Here is a 17,562-nt window from a genome sequence, read left to right as displayed (position 1 = left end):
TCCGGGTGCATCGGACCCGATGCGCGAGCGGCCGGGCTGGGATGTGAAGAACCATCAGCGGTGCTGACCCATAACCTCGATGCGAGGAACAGCCGCTGATGGTTCGGGCAATCGAGGTTCCAAAGGCTGAAGGCATGAGAACCGAAACCGCCGTCACCAAGCCGTCCTGGCGACGGCGGACACACCGAGGTCCGTCCTTCCTGCCGTCGGCCACCGGTCCGGCGGCTGCGCGGGCTGGGACGGGGGCACCTCAAGTGGAGGCGTGTCGTGTCCGAAGTAATCGGTACGCGCGTGGTCACGGTGCCGTCCCTGGCCGGCGCGCGCTCGTGCCCCCATGCCGTGATCGGAGTGCCGAATGCGTCTGCCCGCCCGCTACGTTTCCTTGCCGCCCTGCTGCTCGTCCCCCTGGTCTCGGGGCCCGGCGCCTCGGCGCTGGCCGGGCCGCAGACCCTCGCCACCAGGGCCGCCGCGGATCCGGCGCCCCTGCACCGGGTCGCCGACGCCCTGGCGGACCGCTACATCGTCACCGTGAAGAAGGACACCGACCCCGACACCGTGCTCCGTGCGGTGGGGGTGACCCCGCAGTTCGTCTACCGCACCACCCTGAACGGCTTCGCCGCCCACCTCGACGAGCAGCAGCTGCACCGGGTGCGCGCCCAGGCCGCCGTGGAGGCCGTGGAGACGGACGCGGTCGCCCGCGCGACCCGGTCGGTCCGGGCCACCTCGGCCGACAAGGCGGGCCGGGCGGTGGACGGCACGTGGGCCCTGGACCGGATCGACCAGCAGCAGCTGCCGCTGGACGGCAAGTTCAACGTCACCCGCACCGGGGCGGGCGTCAGCGTGTACGTCCTCTCCACCGGCATCGACTACCCCCACAGCGAGTTCGGCGGCCGGGCCGTGCCCGGCTTCGACGCCACAGGAGACGGCGGCAACGGCCAGAAGTGCCAGAGCACCCGCACCGGTACCGCGATCGCCGGAGCGGTGGGCGGTGGGCGGTGCGAGCACCGGCGTGGCCCGCCAGGCCAAGCTCGTCAGCGTCAGGATCACGGGCTGCGACAACGTGGCCCCGGTCGCCAACGTGATCGCCGGCCCCGACTGGGTCGCCAAGAACGCCGCCAAGCCCGCGGTCGCCGACATCTCGATCAGCTCGGACAAGTCGGAGGCCCTGAACGCCGCCGCGGAAGCGGTCAGCAACGCCGGGGTCCTCCTCGTCGTCGACGCCGGCCCGGGCGTGATCGGCAGCGCGGACACCTGCAAGCACTCCCCCGCCGGCGCGCAGCGGGTGATCACCGTCGCCGCGAGCACCAGCAACGACACGCCGGCCCCCAACGAAACAACCAGGACCGGCAACTGCATCTCGCTCTTCGCCCCCGGCCAGGACGTCCTGACGGCCAACCGCGGCGGCGGAACCGCCACGGAGAGCTCCGCGGCCATGTCCTCCGGCTTCGTCGCCGGGGTCCTCGCGCTCAACCTGGAGACCAACCCCGCAGCCACCCCCGAAGACCTGAACGGCTGGCTCTCGGACAACGCCACCCAGCTCGCCCTCACCGAGGTGCCCGAGGACGGCACCCCGAACACGCTCCTGTACACCAGCGGCCTCTGACCAAGCACCACCCCCGCCAACCCCGGGGCCCCTCCCACGCCCACCACGGTGCCCCGCAGTCCTCCGACCGCAGGGCACCGTTGGGTGCGAGGTACGGACGGGAGGTCACCGGCCGATGCGGCCACACGTCAGTAGAGGTGTGGGCCAGCGTCAGCGTTCCAGCCCGGCTGCATAGCCCCACCTGCGGCTCGTCCTCCAGGCAACCGCTGACGCGAAGCCGCATCCCCGCTGACACCGCACCCGAACATCACAATGCGGCGGGTGAACTGGCGTGATGGCGGGTGACGCAGCTCGACGGGTTCCAGATGATCTGGTCGGTGAGCGACACGCGGTTCGAGGCCGGCCTGTCCTGGGCGAAGGTGTGGGCGAAGGACCACGACGGGTCGCTCGCGGCCCCGGCGCGGGCCTCGGTGGGCGGGTAAGCGATCGGGACCTGGCTGGCCGAGCTGCGGTCGGCGGCGCAGGTGCCGGACGGCGAGGCGGGTGCGCCGGCGCCGGAGCAGCGGGCCGCGCCGGAGGAGGAGCCCGTGGAGGTGCCCCGCCTGGCCGATCACCTGGCAGCGCGCCTACGCGGCGGCGAGGCAGTGGTGGCTGGAGTCGGACGGCCAGGTCGACTGGGCACAGCTGCCGGAGTCCACGCTGTTCGAGGGCGAGCAGCTGCGGCCGTGGGCGCTCGCCCAGCGGGCCGGCCACCCGGGCCTGGAGGCCGAACAGCAGGACCTGCTGGTGGCGATCGGCACCGAGGCGGACCTCGAGCTGGTGGCCGCGAAAGCGGCGGCCGAGGCGAAGCCGAGGGCGTCCAGGTCGGACCGGTTCGCGCTCGGGGTGACGGCGCTGGCGGCGTTCGTCGCCGAGCACGGACATGTGCGCGTGCCGCGCCCACACCGGCAGAGGGTGGACGGTGCCGACGGGGAGGACCAGGCCGTGGTGGAAGTTGCCCTGGGGGCGTTCTTGAACAACGCCAAGGCCAGGCGGTCGAAATTGACGGCCGGTCAGCTCGCGCAGCTCGCCGAACACGGCATCGAGTGGGCGGTGCCATAGCCAGTGGGGCCCTCGAGATACTCACGTGATCCCCGCGCGCCCACGAGGTCGGCAGGTGAGGACAGGTCGGCATCCGTCGGGGCCGGTCGGCCGACCGGCCGAGAACAGCACGCCAACAGCGAGCCGAACTTCCCGCCGCACTCACGAACTCAGCAGGTCGGTGCTCATCCAAACCTCACTCGAAAACCTGGAACTCACACAGCTTTAACCATCAGTGGCCGAGGGATTTCTTCGGGACTTTTGACAAGGTAGGACAAAGCTGAGGGCCCCCGATCTTCGGGGGCCCTCAGCGCTTCACTGCCTTCTGCTGGAGAGAGAGCCGCCTACGTACTGGGGGACGGAGCGGTGACTGGCCACGGCGCGCCCGCGCTCGATCCTCTGCCGACGGTCGGCTTCGAACTGGAGGTAGTCGGGAGTAGGCCGGCGGAACTTCGCTGACACCGCCCGCAGCACTGCCGCGAGCCCGGTTAGGAGAGGCTTCATAGGGGTGACGCTACTCCGATCACCGCCGGGCAACACCGGATTCAGCCGATCCCACTGCGCACCCGCCAGATCCCCACCCGCCACCCGGCGAGACCATCACAGACCGCGGGGCCCGCCCCCGGGTCACCAGGGACGGCGGCCGGGCCGCTCCCGGCGCGGCCCGCCGTGGTGGTGGTGCCGGGCGATCGCCTCCAGCAGCGCCTGGCGGGCCTGCCTGCGCCGCACGTCTTCCATCCGGCCGACGCCGGCCGCCCACTCCGGCAGCGCCAGCCCGAGCGCGGCCTCGGTGAGCTCCTGCCCCAGGAGGCCGTTGGCGCGGTCCCAGGCCGCCAGCTGCTCCACCAGGTCCGCACCAGATGGTCGACCGCTGCGGCCGGTTCCTGGCCCGTCTGGCGCGCTTCCTGGGCGGCTTCGGCGAGCACACCTTCGTCCAGCTCGTCGAACGCCCCCACCCAGACCACCTCGACCATTATCTGGGGCTGTCAGTAGCCGTTGTCTTTCCGGATGCGACCGGTTGGTGTCTGCTGGTTAGGCGTGAACTCCGTGGTGCCGAGGAAGAGTCGGGCCGTCGCGTTCGTCCGGGATGACACGGAGGTGGTCGGTGGCGTCGGTCATGGGCTTGTTGGAGGTTCGGGAGACGGCTGCGCGGGTGCGGGTCGAAGAACTCCGTGCGGAGGTCGACCGGGTGCTGGCCGAACTGGCCGATGCTCAGGCCGTGTTGGAGCGGCGGACTATCGCCTGCGCGGAGCTGGCCGAGGCGCTGGCCGGGCCGGGGGTGGAGGAGCCGGTGCGTCCGGTGTCGGTGCCGGTGGTTGTGAAGGTCCCAGTGGCGGGGTCGGGGGTGCCTGTGTGGCGGGAGGGGTTGAGCATGGACGTGCTCGCGCTGGACTACCGGCGGTTGGTGGGCGTGCTGGAGGCGGAGCCGGGAGGGGCGGGGCTGCGGGCCGGGGAGTTGGCCGGGCGGCTGGGCCTGGCGCGAGTGCCGGCGAAGGTCGAGGGGGTGCGATCGAAAGCGAAGCGGCTGGTGGAGCGGGGCTGGTGGGCCGAGGAGCGTCCTGGGGTGTTCACGCCGCGACGCGCGGAGGGGTGACCTTCTTCTCGCGGTGACGGGCGAGGCGGCGGCCCATGAGCATCGTCATGGACCACAGGACGAGGGCCTGACTGCTTTCGGGCAGCGTCTCGTAGTCGCGGGCCAGCCGCCGCGAGCGCATCAGCCAGCCGAGGGTCCTCTCCACCACCTACCGTCTGGGCAGCACCACGAACCCGACCTGATCGTCGCAGCGTTTGACGATCTCCAGAGTGACCCGGAGTTTCTCCCTCACCCAGTCGACCAGGCGGCCGGTGTAGCCACCGTCGGCCCACACCAGCGTGATCTTCCGGTGGCGGGTGCGGAGCCGGTCCAACATGCCGCAGGCGGCGTCGCGGTCGGTGCAGTCGGCCGGGGTGACCAGCACCATCAGCAGCAGGCCGAGCGTGTCCACGATGACGTGCCGCTTGCGTCCGTTGATCTTCTTGTTGCCGTCGAAGCCCCGTGAGGCGTCCGGCACCGATGCGGCGCCCTTGACCAACTGCGAGTCGATGACCGCCGCGGTCGGCTCCGCGTCGCGGCCCTCGCTCGCGCGGACCTTCCCGCGCAGCCGGTCGTGGAACTCGCCGATCAGCCCGCCCGCGCGCCAGCGTCGGAAGAACGCGTAGACCCGGTCCCAGGCGGGAAAGTCGGCCGGCATCGCCCGCCAGGTGATGCCGCCCGCGACCAGGTAGCGGATCGCGTCGATCATCTGCCGGTGGCAGTAGCCCTCCGGTTGCCCGCCCTTGCCGTTCATCCACGCGGGCACGTGCAGGTGGTCGCGAACGGCTGCCCACTCGGCGTCCGTCATGTCGGAGGGGTAGGACCGCATCCGGCTCGGACGGTCACCCGCGTTCCCGTACACATGCGCGAGACAATCACACGATGGGGAAGGCGAGTTGGACTCGCGGGACGCAGGCGCGTAGAACTGCGGCAACGGGGTCTCCCCGCTGCTCGGATGGCTTCGCACCCACGAGCTGTGCAGGAGGCCCCGCCTTCATGCCCGGATCACCGGAAGATCACCCGGTCGGGATGAGGCCGGGATTCCTCGTTCGACCGGCAGGCGTGCTTCTCGGGTGCGACAACGTCCCCAGACTCATGTTGAACATGTTCAATAGTTGGGGGATGATGTCAGCGACAGGTCGTATTGGGGGGCGTGGTGGTGAAGGCCGCACGGAATCGGTCAGTGATGGGGGGCTTCAAGGCGACTCCAAGTTGGGTGCGTCTTTCCTCTGCGGGTTGGGTCGGAGTGGTCGCTGTGGGCCCATGGCTCATCAGGGTCTTCTTCGCCAATGACCTTGCGGGCGCGAGTGTTCTCCTGGGCCTTTTGATGCTGGGCGTAGCTCCGGCGCTCTTGTTCGGCTTCATGCTCGGGCGTGCTCGAGCATGGCCAGTCTTCGCGGCGTCGGCGGCTGCGGGCGCAGTAGTTCTCCTTATCGACTTCGCAGCCCTCTCAGATCCAAACGTGAGAGCGGAAGACCCGACGGCGGCCTTTGTGGTCAGCTACCTGTTTACCCTGTTGCCGTTCATTGAGTGCCCTCTTGTTGCAGGTGCCGGATTTGGGATACTTTGTCGGACTTGGCGCAGCGAGAGGCGACGCTGAAAGCGCCTTCGGTGCAGCGGATGCTCATGGCCGCAGTATGGGAGCCCATGTTCGATCACCAAGCGAACTTCTCGATTGGACAACGGGCTCTCAGCCTAATTTCGCAGGCCAGCGCAGAGTCAGACGTTCTGTCACATGAGGCACATTCAGCGGCCCGGTACGTCTGCAGCCAGCTGTTTGACGCTGCCTGGACACCAACCACTTGACGCTCGATCACGTGCGACATCCACCGGCGGTAGCCCTTGCTCACGAACTCGGCGGCGTCCCCGTCCAGCAGATCCAGAGCGCCGGCACGGCCGAAGGCCTCCACCAGCATGACCACTGTGCAGACCGCCACCGCGTGGACCTGGTCCACACAGTGGTGAAGGCCCTCCACCGCCGCGGCGAGCCCGGTCTCACCCGAGGCGACCCGGCGCACCGCGGTCGTGACCGCGAACTCCGATTCCGGCGGTGCCAGGGCCGCCATCGCCTCGATCAAGAGCACTGGCACCGCCGGCTCCCCCAACTCGGTGAAGAACCAGTCGTGGTCCAGGACCAGCCAGGCCAGCAGCCGGTCCAGCCCATCAGCCTCCACCCCGGCAAGGCACTTCCCCACCGCCGCGCGGTCTTCGGTCAGGTAGGCCCGGGTCAGATCGGCTGCCCGCCACATCGCTGCGACCATCTCCTGCTTCCCCACGTCCGTCACACCCCCCGTTCTACCGGGCCGGCACCGACAGCAGCAGGCGCTCTGGCAGAGTCCACCCCTTAGGGACCGGTCCGACGACACGACCACCACTACTCGTGAGGGGTTGATTCAGGCCTGGCGGCCAGGCTCCTCCCGCTCAGCTGTGCCGCATCCAGATGTTGGGCTCTCGATACACGCCGTGATCGGCGGACCGATCGACTCGAAGCAGGCTCAATCCTCCGGGGATCACGTAGTCGCCCGATTCGGGGAAGGCCATTTCGGTCCAGCGTTCCCACTCGGCAACCGTGCCGGTCATCGTCTGCGAAGCCGGAGCCGCCGCGAGGATCTCGGCTCCGAGACGCTGGTGGGTCCGTATCCATGGGTCAAGGGCCATCCCGTCCTCACGGCCCCACCTCATGAAGGTCTCGATGGGCACCAACGGATACCGGGCCTTCAGCGTCGGGCGGACCGGCGCGATGACCTGGGCCAGGCCGGCTTCCTCGGCGGTCCGACGCAAAGCTCGGAGGACCTCTCCTGCCAGCCCGCGCCCCTTGAGGGACGGGGTGACGACTGCTCCGCAGATGACCAGGGTGTTGGCCTCGGTTCCCTGCTCGCGGCCTTCGACCGCGCGGACGAGGGCCTGGGTGTAACCGGTGGGGAGCGTCTCGGTCAGGCCGTCCCAGTGGATCGGTACACCCCATCCCGATGCGACCGGCACCTCATGCTCGTCCACCAGGGTGAGGTCCAGAGCGGCGAACCACTCACTCACCCTGCCGATGTAGTTCTTCACCAGACGGTCAGCGGTGATGAACTCCGGGAAGCCCTCACTGAAGAGTTCCTTCAGTTGCTCGTCGGGCCACGTACGCGCGTCAGTACGCTCGATCTTCAATGCCATGCCTGTTCCTAGCACACAACCTCCCAGTTGCTGCACCGGTGTGCCGGTCCACCCCCAGCACACCCGCGCCCTAGGGAGCGTATTTGGTTGTGATCAAGTGGAGCTTCGCGTGAGGTCCTTGATCCAGATAATCGAGGCGCGGAGGTGGAGGCCGGCGAGGTAGCTGCCCGGAGTCTTGTCGTAGCGGGTGGCGATGCCGCGCCACGCCTTCATCCTGTTGATCGCGCGCTCGACGGTGTTCCGCTCCTTGTAGAGGTCGGCGTCGTGGCTGACGGGGCGGCCGCCTCCGGAGCCCTTCTTCTTCCGGTTGGCGGCCTGGTCCTTCTTCTCCGGGATGACCGCCTTGATTCGGCGTTTACGCAGGTGGGCGCGGTTTCCGCGGGACGAGTAGGCCTTGTCCCCGGCGACCGCGTCCGGCCGGGTGCGGGGACGGCCGACGGGCCCGCGCACCCGCACCCTCTTCAGAACGGGGATGAACTGCGGGCTGTCCCCGGCCTGTCCGGCGGTCAGGACAAGTGCAAGCGGACGGCATCCGCGGTCCGCGGCGAGATGAATTTTGCTGGTGAGTCCGCCCCGGGACCTGCCGAGCAGGGCGGCCTTCAGTCGGAGTCCGTGCCGACGCCGGATGCGTCTTCGCTCCTCTCGCGCGGGATCGCTTTCGGCCTCCTGCCCGCTTTGTTCTTCGAGGCCGCCCCCTTTGACCTAGCCTTCTCCTCCTCGGCGGCGGCTTTCTCCAGGGCGGTGACGACGTCCCCGTCGAGGTGCATGCCGGCCGCGTCGTGGTGGGCCCGGGCGGTGGTGGAGTCGATGCTGACCAGGGACAGATCTACCTCACCGCGCTTCGCGGCTTCCGCGATCGTGCCCTCCAGCAGGGCCTCGAAGACCCCGGCGTTGCGCCACTGCCGGAAGCGGTTGTGGACGGTCGACCAGGCGCCGAACTCCGTCGGCATCTCCCGCCACTGCCCGCCCGTCTTGAACCGCCAGATCACACCCTCGAACTGCTGCCGCAGCCGCTCGGGGTACGGGCCGTACTCGCCGATCGGCAGGTACGGCTCGATGAACTCCCACTCATCATCAGTCAGTTGAACTCGCGTCACGCAAGACGGTCTACCGGACCGGGCCGTGCCACGAAGGCACATCCCACAGATTGATCACGACTCGATACGCTCCCTAGCCGGCAGCGGACGGCCCCAGCTGAGCAGCTCCGACGGCGGGCGGGTCAGCCTCCACCCGGCACGGCCGCACGGCGTCGGGGTCGAGGGTGTGGTGGAAGCCTCCGCCGGGACGCCGTTCCGCGCCTGGCGATCCAGCTGCTCCGGGCTCGGCGGGGCGGCCGGACCGGGCGCGGAGAAGCGAGCGGGAGGACGACCGGACGGCTCGCCGTGGCCTAATCCCGTGGTCTTCCACGATGGACGGCCTACGGGCGGAGCACGAACGATGGCCTGAGCGGGGAAACGATCTTCGCTGTTCCCCTCAGAGAGGCCTCAGATGTTCGCACGCCCCGCACCTTCTCGCCGTCTGTCCGCCGTGGCACTGACGCTGGCCGCCGTCGCCGGCACCGGCTCGGTCCTCGCCCCAGCCGCACAGGCCGCGCCCACTGCCGCGGTGCACGCCGACTCCGCTTCCGTCGCGGCCGTCACTCCGCTGCGGAGCGTCAAGGTCAACGTCGCCAACGCCTCCAGGCTCTCTCTGTTCAACCCCAGCTGGAGCCTGTCCCACGGCATCTGGAGCAGCGGCCAGGAGCTTCCCTACACGATCGGCTCCAACGGCGGTTACACCGTGGCCAGTTGGCAGACCGAGTCCCAGGGGTTCGCCACCGGGACGGAAGGCCAGGCGGTGTACTCGATGGAGGGTGGCGGCACCCTCACCATTCGCTGGAACAACCCGTTCTCCGGCTCGAACTCCTACGGCTGCGACGCCCCGGCCGGGCGCTCCTGCAGTTGGGAGGGTGGCGGCGGCAAGAACGCCACCGTCCTGTTCAAGATCGCCTGACCGCCTGACGAACCTCGGCGGGCTCCCCGCCGGCACGGCCTTCACCGGCCGCAGGGAGCTCGCCAAGATTGTTAATCGTGGTCGGGCGGGTCAGCGGCTGTCGGCGGAGGCCGGGTCGGCCAGGTCCCAGCGGCACCCCTCGCACAGCAGCCGCAGCGGCCACCCCAGCCCTCCGCCGGGCACCCGAAACGCCCGGCGGAAGTCGTCCGGCGCCTGCGGGCGCAGGTCGCTCCGGCAGGGACAGGTCAGCCCCATCTCGGTGGCCTGCCAACCCAGCCAGTGCGGCCAGTCCGCCGCGTAACCCTGGACCGCCCCGGCCGGCACCGCGACCCCGTCCGAGTCCAGGTCCCACACCGCCAGGTCGAACTCACTGTCCACCGGTGCGCCGTGGGCGGCCGAGCGGAGCAGGGACGGCGCCTGGCGGCGCACCGCCTCCAGCGGCCGGCCCTGGGCGATCCGGACGTCGGCGCCGGGCCGGGGGCGCAGGCCGGGCCGCCGCGGTGGCCCGGGCGACCGGGAGCGCCAGGTGGGGGATCTCCAGCAGCGTGAGGTCGGCGGTCACCTCGTCCACGCTCTGCGGGGCGGCCAGGGTGTCGCACCAGATCACCAGCCCGGCCCCGAGCAGGCTGCCGCGCTCGCGGGCGGCACCGCCGAGCCGCCGTCGGGCAGTGGTCAGGTCAGCGAGCACCCGCCGATCATCCCCTGCCCGGCCGCCCCTGCGGGCGGGAACAGCCCGGACGGCCCTCGATCGGGTGACCGTGCCCGCCGGGCGCGGGGGTGATGGAAGGCTGGGAAGACAGCCTTCGAGCCGAGGAGCGGCAGATGCCGGCGGACCACGTGCACGACCACAGCCAAGACAACGCCCGCAGGTACTCCATCCCCTACCCCTCACCGAGACTGCCGGTGAACCTCGCTGCGGTGGCCGCGCTCTACGACGCGACGATCGACGACTGCAAGCCGTGCATCGAGCAGGGGCTGGAACCGGTCGCCGCCGACCCGGCCACCACCGCCTGCCTGGTCGGCTGGGCCTGCCTGATCGTGTCCGAGACCTACGGCGGCTTCCCCGACGAACTGCTCGCCCACAACAGCCCCCAGAGCACCGCCTTCAACACCATGGCCGCCCTCTACCAACGGGCCTGGGGCTCCGGCCTCCCGGACGAGGCCGTCCACCCCGTCGCAGTCGAACTCACCGAAGCCGAACGCCGCACAGCCTGCGTGTGGGCCCTCGGCCTGGTCCTCGCCCCCGACCCGTACAAAGCAGGCCTGCTCTCGGCCGAGGACTGCTGCCCCGACTGCGCCGGCCAGGACCAGGACGGCAACATCCTGATCGTCACCGACAACGGCATCACCCTCATCCCGGCCGACCCAGCCTGACCCAGTGCTCACCCTGGCGCAGCGTCAGGGAGGGCCGGGCGCTGGGGAACCGGATCGGGATGTTGCAAGAGGCCGTCACCCTGCGGGTAACGGCTTCTTGCAACTCTGATAGTGAGGTGCTCCGGGCGGACCCGGCCTCCGCTTCGTGGTTATCTCCAGGTTCCTTGTGTCGGCTGCTCCGGCATGGTGCTGGGCTGGTTCAGCTGTCCGTTTGCGGCGTTGGCCAGCCAGGTGGGCCACCTGTCGATGAAGGCGTCGAGGTCGGTGATGTCCACCTCAGTGAAGGGCCACGCCACCTCACGCACGTCCATACCGGGCCTCAGTGCAGCCCGGGCTTCCGGGCCCGGTGAGAGGGCGAACGGTTCGATCGCTGGCGCAACCTGGGTCAGGAGCGGGCTCGTCATGAATGCCGTCTCGTACCAGTGGCGGCCCCTGACCTACGACTGACAGCCATAGCAGTACGCGATGCCCGTCCTGGTCGCGGTCGCGGCCTGGCAGCAGGCCCTTGATCGCGGACGGCTGCGGGCCGATATGACTTCTCCCTCTTTGGGGTGGCCCGCCAGCTGACGGGTACTCAAGATCCGTACCAGGGCGATAGGAAGGTCCACGACAAGTCGTCGACGAAGGAGTCACGTTGCGGATCCCTGCCCTGGCCAGGACAGCGCTCACCATCGCCGCGGGAGCGGCCCTGCTCGCCACCCTGGCCGCCGCGCCCGCCCAGGCCGCCGGCGGATCCCCGGCTGGGGCGCGGCGGGAGGACGGACAGATCGTCACCGTGCCGTTGTACGAGGCGATCGAGCAGCTCACCGAAGCCGACGAGGACCGCACCGGATACGTCCGCAGCGCGTTCCGGCACTGGGTGGACGCCGACCGCGACGGGTGCGACGCCCGCAAGGAGGTCATCCTCGCCGAGGCGCTTGTCGCGCCGACGGTCGGCGCCAAGTGCGCGCTGACCGGCGGGCAGTGGCTGTCCCTGTACGACGACGTCACCACACCGACGCCTCGAAGATCGACGTCGACCATATGGTCCCCCTCACCGAGGCCTGGGACTCCGGAGCATCTGCCTGGACCGCCGCCGAGCGCCAGACCTACGCCAACGACCTCGATGAGCCCCGGGCGCTGATCGGCGTCAGCTTCCAGTCCAACCGGTCCAAGGCCGACAAGGACCCCGCCCAGTGGCTGCCCACCGCCACCGCCTACCGCTGCACCTACCTGCAGGACTGGACCGCCATCAAGACCCGCTGGAACCTCACCGTCGACCCCACCGAACACAACGCCCTGCGCAACCTCGCCTCCGACTGCGACAACACCGACCTCACCGTCACCCTCGCCCGCTGACGGAGGTAGGGGCTCAGGGGTCGTCTTCGATCTACCCGGTGGTTGGTTCGGCGTGGTGGGACGGGCATGTCGAGTTGTGGGAGCCGGGGATGAGATGGCGAAGTCGTGCCTGTGCAGCTGAGGGCCTTCCTGCGCGACCGGCCCGACGACCTGGAACACAGGTAGCGGCAGGATCCGGCATCCAGCCCAGTGCGGTGCGGCAAACGAGTGAACACGCCTCATCCGCACCGGCCAATGTCCGTCCGATTGTCCTAGGAATGGTCTTGTGTGCGTGCGACGCCAACCGGGCGGCTGCACGACACCGGCACACGACCCTCTGGGAAACACACCCATGACGCAGAACCACACCCGGGCCCTGGCCGGCCTGGTCGTCGCTGCCGGGCTTCTGGCCCCCGCCGCCGGGACCGCGGCCGCGGCAGTCGGCGACGGACACCGCGAACGCGCCGCGGCGCACGACGCGGCCGTTCCCGTGAAGCAGGTCCTGAGCGCCCCGGCCCGCAACGCCCTGACCAGGCATCTGCCGGCCACCGGCCCGTCGAAGCCGTCCGCGGCCAAGGCCGTCACCGTTCCGGCCACGCTGCAGCCGCCAGCCGAGAAGGCCACCACCACTGCGGCAGCCAGGCTGGCCGCCCCTGTCCGGGCCGCCACCACCGGTGCGGGTACGGCCACCAAGGCCGCCGGGCCGGTCGCCGTTCCGGAGGCCGTCGCAGCGGCCCCGGTGCCGTCCCCGGTGGCGTCCTCGGTGGCGGTCGGGACCGTACCCGCAGCCGTGCCGGCCGCCGGGGTGGCACCCACCGGCCCGAACCCCGCCCTGCCGGCTGAACCCGGAACCCCCCACAAGCCGGACGCCGAGCCGCGGAAGCCCCGGGCCGGGGAGCGGTTCACCCAGGACGCGGTGCCCACCAGCAAACGCCGCGAGGAGGGCACGGCCACCTTCACCCTGAAGCAGGCCGACGGCAGCGCGGTCACCGCAGGCAAAGTCGTCTTCACCGCCCCGGCCGGTATCGGGATCTCCGACGTCACCTGCCCCACGGCCGCGGCCAAGGACATCGCCCCCGACGCCGGTTCCGCCACCTGCACCACCCTGGCAGGGTCTTCGGCGACGGCCTACTCGGTGACGTACTACGTCTCCGACAATTCGGCGTTCGGTCTCCTGCAGGGCCGTGCCGAGCTGTTCGCGGCGGACGGCTCCTCCGCATCGGTGACCACGTTCAACGTCAACGTCCCCGACTCGCTCGGGCGGCTCACCCAGGACGCGGTGCCCAGCACCCGGCGCGGCCAGACCGGGACGGCGGACTTCACCCTGAAGCAACTCGACGGCACTGCGGCATACAACACCCACCGGGTCGTCTTCACCGCCCCGCCCGGTGTCGTCATCACCGACATCTCCCCCTGCGAGGACCGCACCCACGCCAAAATCATCGCCGACGACGGATCCACCGCCACCTGCATGGCCGCTACGCAAAGCGAAACCTGGGCCACCGCCTGGACGGTGACGTACAGGGTCGACCCGGATTCCGCGTTCGGGCTGCTGGTCGGCAAGGCCGAGAATACTCACGGGGACGGCTCCATCGACTCCGCGACCACGTTCAACGTCAACGTCCCCGACCCCAACGCCAAGCCCGAACCGACGCCCGAACCGAAGCCGGAGCCGAAGCCCGAACCCCGGCCGGTTCCCCGGCCCGACCCGGTCACGCCCGTCATCCACCCGCACGTCAACCCCGACGGCGAAACCCGTGACGAGGGCGGGTCCGGCGACGTCGGCCGGCTCGCCGAGACCGGCGCACCCATCGGCGCCTCCACCGGCGCCGGCGCACTCCTGACAGCTATCGGCGCGTTGCTGCTGCACCGCTTCCGCAAGCCGGACGACGCACAGGACAGCTGATGGCACCCGCGTTCCCCTGGGCCATGACCCCGGCCCAGGGAACGCGCGGGCCGCACGGGGAAGTTCGCCCCGCACGTGCCCCTGCATCGCGAACAAATGGACGACGTGTTTCTTCTTCCAGGACTCGCAGGCCCGGACCGTGGTGGCACCCTTGCAGGTCAGGCATCAGGTCATCATCGCGATCGAGTACGGCCTGACCGTGCGCTTCCACAGCGGCGCCGGCGCCTGACGGCCGGAGCAGTACCGCCCCGGAGACGACGTTGGGTCCCAGGCGCTGCCTGGGACCCAACGGTGGCGCCTGGCTACTGCTCGGCCAGACGCCGGCTGCGCCAGGGGGTGTGGGGCCCGCCCCGGCAGTGTGGTGGCGGGAGCCTACCCGCCCCAGTTCGAATCGGTCAGCCCCCAAGAGCTGTCCCGCCCGCTCACGCCCCACACGCTGTCGGCCGCGAAGCCGCCCCAGGCCAAGTCGGCCAAGCCCCAGCTGCTGTCCCCGCCTACCGCGTCCCACTCGGAGTCCGGCACCGCGCCCCACAGGCTGTCCCGCCGCTGTTCGCCTGCCATCGGCCGGCCTCCCCGCTCTCGCTGATCGTGTACAGCGCACTGTAGATCGGCCCCACCTGTATGTCACCGGCTTTGACCTGCCCAGTTCCCGGTCGCCGACGCGGGGGCGACCGAGGGTAGCAGCAGCCGGGAGAGCGAGCGGCTCATCGCCTTCGACTATGGGCCGTTGCGGTACACGCCGCGGGACAACGCGACGGCCTGGGCCGCACGCAGACGCTCCCCCTCCGGCGTGCCGATCGATGTGCAATAGGAAACGAGCTTCTGCAGAAACACCGGCCGGTGCAAGTCAGCGGGGGCGCGCTCCCAGACCTCGTGCGCGGCGTACTCCCCGAGCTCCCGGTAGGCAGCCGACAGACCCAAGCAGCAGGCGGTCACCGGATCGCAGGGCCCCCGTGCGATTCGCCGCAGGTACTCCACGCCCTCCTGCTCCGACCTGCCGTGGAACGGGCGGGCCGCCAGTGGGCGCAGCACAGCGAGCAGCCCCTCCCACAACACCTGGTCGCCCTGGCGGTCCAGCTCGGCAGCCAGCCACCGGCCGGCCGCCAGATCGGCGGTGAGCACTGTGTCGGCGACGACGTCGGCCACCAGGGTGTCCACTGGCATCACGCCGGGAGGGCCCGGGTCGGTGGGAGGAGGTTCGCAGCTCACGTGCGCGACGGTAGCCGGGCCCACTGACGATCCCGGGGCAGCCCCGCGCCGCACGTCCCGGGCCGCTCTCGTGTCAGGAGGCGGCACGCAGGTGGCGGGAGGCACTGGCGACGGCTTTCTGGAGTTCGTCGCGGGTCATGGTGGAGCGGTGGGCGATGCCGAGGTCAGTGGCCCGCTTGTACAACTCCGCCTTGGTGAGAGCACCCAGGTCCTCCTTCGCCCGGCCGGCCGCCGCGCTGCGGCGCTTGCCGGTCGCGCTGGTGGACGGCTTCGACGAGGCGGCCTTCACGGACGTGGTCTTCTTCCCCCCGACAGCCTTCGGCGCCAGACCCGAGGAGGAACCGGCAGAAGCCGTCGAGGCACGGCCGGCGAACTTCGCCGCGCGAGCGCCGCCTCCACTCGCGGTGGTCTTGGCTGCCTTGGCCGGGGTACCGGCACTCTCGAGGCTGCGGTTGAGGACCTCCATCAGGTCCAGCACGTTGGTCGCCTTCTCCGCCGGGCCCTCGGAGACCGCGATCTCCTCCCCCGCCGCCTTGGCCTCCACCAGCGCCCGGACCTGCTCGGCGTAGTCGTCATGCCAGGCCTCCGGGTCCCAGTCCACAGCCAGCATGTCGATCAGCTGCTGCGCCGCGGCGAGCTCCCGGTCGTTGACGGCCGCGTCCTGGTCGGGGAGGTTGTCGACCTCGCGGCGCGGGTCACGGACCTCGTCGGCGAAGTGCATCGTGTGGGCGACCAGCAGCCCGCCCTCGGCACGCACCGCGGTCAGGTACTCCTTGCCGCGCATCGCGAACAGCGCCAGCCCGGCCCGGTTCGACTTCTCCAGGGCCTTCAGCAGGAGGTGATAGACCTTCACGTACTCCTTGCCCTTGGGGCCCATGTAGTAGGTGGTGTCGAAGAAGATCGGGTCCACCTCCGCCAGGTCGACGAACGCGGTGATCTCGATCGTCTTCGAGCGCCCCGGCGACAGGCGCTCCAGCTCCTCGGGCTCGACGACGACGTACTGGCCCTCGGTGAGCTCGTAGCCCTTCACGATGTCGCCGAACCCCACCTCGTCACCGGTGCGCTCATTGACCCGCTTGTTGCGCACCCGGTCCGCCGTCCCGCGCTGCAACTGCCGAAACGACACCGAATGGGACTGCGTCGCCGAGTACAACGCCACGGGCACCGTCACCAGCCCGAAACTCAGCACACCCGACCAGATCGGCCTGGCCATCACCGGCTCCCTCACACTCCGCGGGACCCCCTGAACGAATAGCACCACCCCGCCCGGATCCTCACCACCCGGACGCCTCTGGGTGGTCTCCGCACCGGTCGCCACCGGTCGGCGGGTCGGTCGGGGAGACCAAGGCAACGGCCTTGCCGCACGCTCACCAGCCGACGCCGGACGGGCGTCACGGCTGCTCTACCTGCGGTAACGAGTTGCGATCTTATTCGAACACCTGATCGGATTGGTCGATAGGGGGCTGACTCGGACCTGGAGGTGGTACTGCGTCATGGCACATCGGAGAAACCTGCACAGCGCGCCCCCGCCCGAGGCCGTCGGCCGGCCGGCACCCGGCCCTGCCCCCGCGCCGGCGACGGGCTGTTGCCAGCGAACGGGAGCGGACAGTCGGCCGACCGATGCCCGGATCACCCGGTGCACTCAGGCGCAGATGAGGCGCGCGGAGGCGCCACCGGAGTGAACAGGGGCCAGGGGAGCAATCACGTGCCCGGCTGCACGCCGGCCAACCCCTGGTGGATAAATATGGACAGACTATGATTAATCGATGTCTCGACATCAAGTGCACGGCCTGGACTGGCCACAGGCATATGACAAAGATGCCGCTCCATTCGCGCACATGACCGATTGGCTTCCGGCGATCATCGCAAGGCCCATGTTGCCCAGGATTAATCTTCATAAGTGACATGCATAGATATGTTTTCCGAGGGAAGCTGTACGCCGTCACGGGTACCGCACGGCCCGCACGGCCCGCACGCCCGGGCCCGGCGCATGCAAATCGGGGATACGCGCACCGGCGCACTCGGGACCACGGCCTGTCGAGGACGGGCGACGAACTACCGACAAGGGGTGGGGACCTATGAGCAATCCATTCGATGACGAATCCGGACGCTTCGTCGTACTGGTGAATTCCGAGGCACAGTACTCGCTGTGGCCCGCACAGCTCGACCTGCCGGGGGGCTGGGGGCGCGTGGGGGCAGAGGGTTCGCGACAGGACTGCCTGGAGCTGATCGAGAGCGCCTGGACCGACATGCGCCCCGCCAGCCTGGTGGCAGCCATGGAGGCCGACGCCGGCTGACGCGGGCTGACGCGCCGTCGGACTGGCGCGAGCGTTCGCTGCCGGGTCCAGTGCTCCCCGGAGATTCGAACGCATTTTCCCGGTCGTTGGATTGACCGCCTCGGGGTAGTGC

The 17,562-nt window shown here is 70.0% G+C and carries 19 protein-coding genes and 2 pseudogenes; 9 read left to right on the top strand and 12 right to left on the bottom strand.

Annotation, left to right across the window (positions count from 1 at the left end):
- Positions 1 to 267: 267 nt before the first annotated feature.
- The 3 genes and pseudogenes from OHV05_RS35050 to OHV05_RS35040 all read left to right on the top strand — a co-directional run.
- Positions 268 to 684: pseudogene (locus OHV05_RS35050) on the top strand (protease inhibitor I9 family protein); the annotation flags it as partial.
- A 304-nt stretch (positions 685 to 988) separates the two neighbouring features.
- Positions 989 to 1,603 (top strand): S8 family serine peptidase, encoded by a 615-nt coding sequence (locus OHV05_RS35045; RefSeq protein WP_405021350.1) that lies wholly within the window; start codon positions 989 to 991, stop codon positions 1,601 to 1,603.
- A 483-nt stretch (positions 1,604 to 2,086) separates the two neighbouring features.
- Positions 2,087 to 2,644: a helicase associated domain-containing protein gene (locus OHV05_RS35040; RefSeq protein WP_405021349.1), complete on the top strand. Its 558-nt coding sequence runs from the start codon at positions 2,087 to 2,089 to the stop codon at positions 2,642 to 2,644.
- A gap of 606 nt (positions 2,645 to 3,250) precedes the next feature.
- Here OHV05_RS35040 and OHV05_RS35035 read toward each other — a convergent pair.
- The gene (locus OHV05_RS35035; RefSeq protein WP_405021348.1) at positions 3,251 to 3,469 is read right to left on the bottom strand and encodes a hypothetical protein; all 219 of its coding nucleotides are present in this window, start codon (positions 3,467 to 3,469) and stop codon (positions 3,251 to 3,253) included.
- A 259-nt stretch (positions 3,470 to 3,728) separates the two neighbouring features.
- Between OHV05_RS35035 and OHV05_RS35030 the strand changes: the two genes are divergently transcribed.
- Complete coding sequence (locus OHV05_RS35030) at positions 3,729 to 4,217, top strand: hypothetical protein (protein WP_405021347.1); 489 nt, start codon at positions 3,729 to 3,731, stop codon at positions 4,215 to 4,217.
- On the opposite strand, the gene OHV05_RS35025 is transcribed toward OHV05_RS35030, so the two are convergent.
- The 5 genes and pseudogenes from OHV05_RS35025 to OHV05_RS35005 form a co-directional block, all read right to left on the bottom strand.
- Complete coding sequence (locus OHV05_RS35025) at positions 4,192 to 4,362, bottom strand: hypothetical protein (protein WP_405021346.1); 171 nt, start codon at positions 4,360 to 4,362, stop codon at positions 4,192 to 4,194. The two genes, OHV05_RS35030 and OHV05_RS35025, sit on opposite strands and share 26 nt — an antisense overlap.
- A 3-nt stretch (positions 4,363 to 4,365) precedes the next feature.
- Entirely contained in the window at positions 4,366 to 5,004 is a 639-nt protein-coding gene (locus OHV05_RS35020) for an IS5 family transposase (protein WP_405021345.1), read from the bottom strand.
- Between the two features lie 847 nt (positions 5,005 to 5,851).
- Positions 5,852 to 6,472: a hypothetical protein gene (locus OHV05_RS35015; protein ID WP_405021344.1), complete on the bottom strand. Its 621-nt coding sequence runs from the start codon at positions 6,470 to 6,472 to the stop codon at positions 5,852 to 5,854.
- Positions 6,473 to 6,617: 145 nt separating this feature from the next.
- Positions 6,618 to 7,355 (bottom strand): hypothetical protein, encoded by a 738-nt coding sequence (locus OHV05_RS35010; protein ID WP_405021343.1) that lies wholly within the window; start codon positions 7,353 to 7,355, stop codon positions 6,618 to 6,620.
- Positions 7,356 to 7,448: 93 nt separating this feature from the next.
- Positions 7,449 to 8,452, bottom strand: a pseudogene (locus OHV05_RS35005) (IS5 family transposase).
- Positions 8,453 to 8,843: 391 nt separating this feature from the next.
- Here OHV05_RS35005 and OHV05_RS35000 point away from each other — a divergent pair.
- The gene (locus tag OHV05_RS35000) at positions 8,844 to 9,347 is read left to right on the top strand and encodes a hypothetical protein (RefSeq protein WP_405021342.1); all 504 of its coding nucleotides are present in this window, start codon (positions 8,844 to 8,846) and stop codon (positions 9,345 to 9,347) included.
- 90 nt (positions 9,348 to 9,437) lie between these two features.
- Here the strand turns inward: OHV05_RS35000 and OHV05_RS34995 are convergent, their stop codons facing one another.
- Both OHV05_RS34995 and OHV05_RS34990 read right to left on the bottom strand, forming a co-directional pair.
- Complete coding sequence (locus OHV05_RS34995) at positions 9,438 to 9,725, bottom strand: hypothetical protein (protein WP_405021341.1); 288 nt, start codon at positions 9,723 to 9,725, stop codon at positions 9,438 to 9,440.
- Complete coding sequence (locus OHV05_RS34990) at positions 9,715 to 10,035, bottom strand: hypothetical protein (protein ID WP_405021340.1); 321 nt, start codon at positions 10,033 to 10,035, stop codon at positions 9,715 to 9,717. The genes OHV05_RS34995 and OHV05_RS34990 overlap by 11 nt, the downstream gene beginning before the upstream one ends.
- 134 nt (positions 10,036 to 10,169) lie before the next feature.
- Between OHV05_RS34990 and OHV05_RS34985 the strand changes: the two genes are divergently transcribed.
- Positions 10,170 to 10,721, top strand: coding sequence for a hypothetical protein (locus OHV05_RS34985; RefSeq protein ID WP_405021339.1), 552 nt, complete (start codon positions 10,170 to 10,172; stop codon positions 10,719 to 10,721).
- 149 nt (positions 10,722 to 10,870) lie between these two features.
- On the opposite strand, the gene OHV05_RS34980 is transcribed toward OHV05_RS34985, so the two are convergent.
- Positions 10,871 to 11,125 carry a hypothetical protein gene (locus OHV05_RS34980; RefSeq protein ID WP_405021338.1) on the bottom strand — a complete coding sequence of 85 codons (255 nt, stop codon included), beginning with the start codon at positions 11,123 to 11,125 and terminating at the stop codon, positions 10,871 to 10,873.
- A gap of 559 nt (positions 11,126 to 11,684) precedes the next feature.
- On the opposite strand from OHV05_RS34980, the gene OHV05_RS34975 reads away from it, so the two are divergent.
- Together OHV05_RS34975 and OHV05_RS34970 are read left to right on the top strand one after the other, a co-directional pair.
- Entirely contained in the window at positions 11,685 to 12,059 is a 375-nt protein-coding gene (locus OHV05_RS34975) for an HNH endonuclease family protein (protein ID WP_405021337.1), read from the top strand.
- Between the two features lie 331 nt (positions 12,060 to 12,390).
- The gene (locus tag OHV05_RS34970) at positions 12,391 to 13,944 is read left to right on the top strand and encodes a hypothetical protein (RefSeq protein ID WP_405021336.1); all 1,554 of its coding nucleotides are present in this window, start codon (positions 12,391 to 12,393) and stop codon (positions 13,942 to 13,944) included.
- A 372-nt stretch (positions 13,945 to 14,316) separates the two neighbouring features.
- Here the strand turns inward: OHV05_RS34970 and OHV05_RS34965 are convergent, their stop codons facing one another.
- From OHV05_RS34965 to OHV05_RS34955, 3 genes are all read right to left on the bottom strand, one after another.
- Positions 14,317 to 14,505 carry a hypothetical protein gene (locus tag OHV05_RS34965; RefSeq protein ID WP_405021335.1) on the bottom strand — a complete coding sequence of 63 codons (189 nt, stop codon included), beginning with the start codon at positions 14,503 to 14,505 and terminating at the stop codon, positions 14,317 to 14,319.
- Between the two features lie 156 nt (positions 14,506 to 14,661).
- Positions 14,662 to 15,090, bottom strand: a complete 429-nt coding sequence (locus tag OHV05_RS34960) for a hypothetical protein (RefSeq protein ID WP_405021334.1) — start codon at positions 15,088 to 15,090, stop codon at positions 14,662 to 14,664.
- Positions 15,091 to 15,226: 136 nt separating this feature from the next.
- Complete coding sequence (locus tag OHV05_RS34955) at positions 15,227 to 16,366, bottom strand: Ku protein (RefSeq protein ID WP_405021333.1); 1,140 nt, start codon at positions 16,364 to 16,366, stop codon at positions 15,227 to 15,229.
- 865 nt (positions 16,367 to 17,231) lie between these two features.
- Here OHV05_RS34955 and OHV05_RS34950 point away from each other — a divergent pair.
- Positions 17,232 to 17,450: an MbtH family protein gene (locus OHV05_RS34950; RefSeq protein WP_403046046.1), complete on the top strand. Its 219-nt coding sequence runs from the start codon at positions 17,232 to 17,234 to the stop codon at positions 17,448 to 17,450.
- Positions 17,451 to 17,562 lie beyond the last annotated feature (112 nt).

The organism is Kitasatospora sp. NBC_00070, from assembly GCF_045041205.1.
Lineage (GTDB): Bacteria > Actinomycetota > Actinomycetes > Streptomycetales > Streptomycetaceae > Kitasatospora.
Note: the sequence above shows the minus strand (reverse complement) of the source record. Positions and strands in the feature narration are given on the sequence as shown.

Excerpts from the sequence above, each read along its gene's own strand:
- OHV05_RS34955 (WP_405021333.1), bottom strand. The coding sequence starts at position 16,366 with ATGGCCAGGCCGATCTGGTCGGGTGTGCTGAGTTTCGGGCTGGTGACG.
- OHV05_RS34950 (WP_403046046.1), top strand. The coding sequence starts at position 17,232 with ATGAGCAATCCATTCGATGACGAATCCGGACGCTTCGTCGTACTGGTG.
- OHV05_RS34980 (WP_405021338.1), bottom strand. The coding sequence starts at position 11,125 with ATGACGAGCCCGCTCCTGACCCAGGTTGCGCCAGCGATCGAACCGTTC.
- OHV05_RS34970 (WP_405021336.1), top strand. The coding sequence starts at position 12,391 with ATGACGCAGAACCACACCCGGGCCCTGGCCGGCCTGGTCGTCGCTGCC.
- OHV05_RS34985 (WP_405021339.1), top strand. The coding sequence starts at position 10,170 with ATGCCGGCGGACCACGTGCACGACCACAGCCAAGACAACGCCCGCAGG.
- OHV05_RS35010 (WP_405021343.1), bottom strand. The coding sequence starts at position 7,355 with ATGGCATTGAAGATCGAGCGTACTGACGCGCGTACGTGGCCCGACGAG.
- OHV05_RS35000 (WP_405021342.1), top strand. The coding sequence starts at position 8,844 with ATGTTCGCACGCCCCGCACCTTCTCGCCGTCTGTCCGCCGTGGCACTG.
- OHV05_RS34965 (WP_405021335.1), bottom strand. The coding sequence starts at position 14,505 with ATGGCAGGCGAACAGCGGCGGGACAGCCTGTGGGGCGCGGTGCCGGAC.
- OHV05_RS35020 (WP_405021345.1), bottom strand. The coding sequence starts at position 5,004 with ATGACGGACGCCGAGTGGGCAGCCGTTCGCGACCACCTGCACGTGCCC.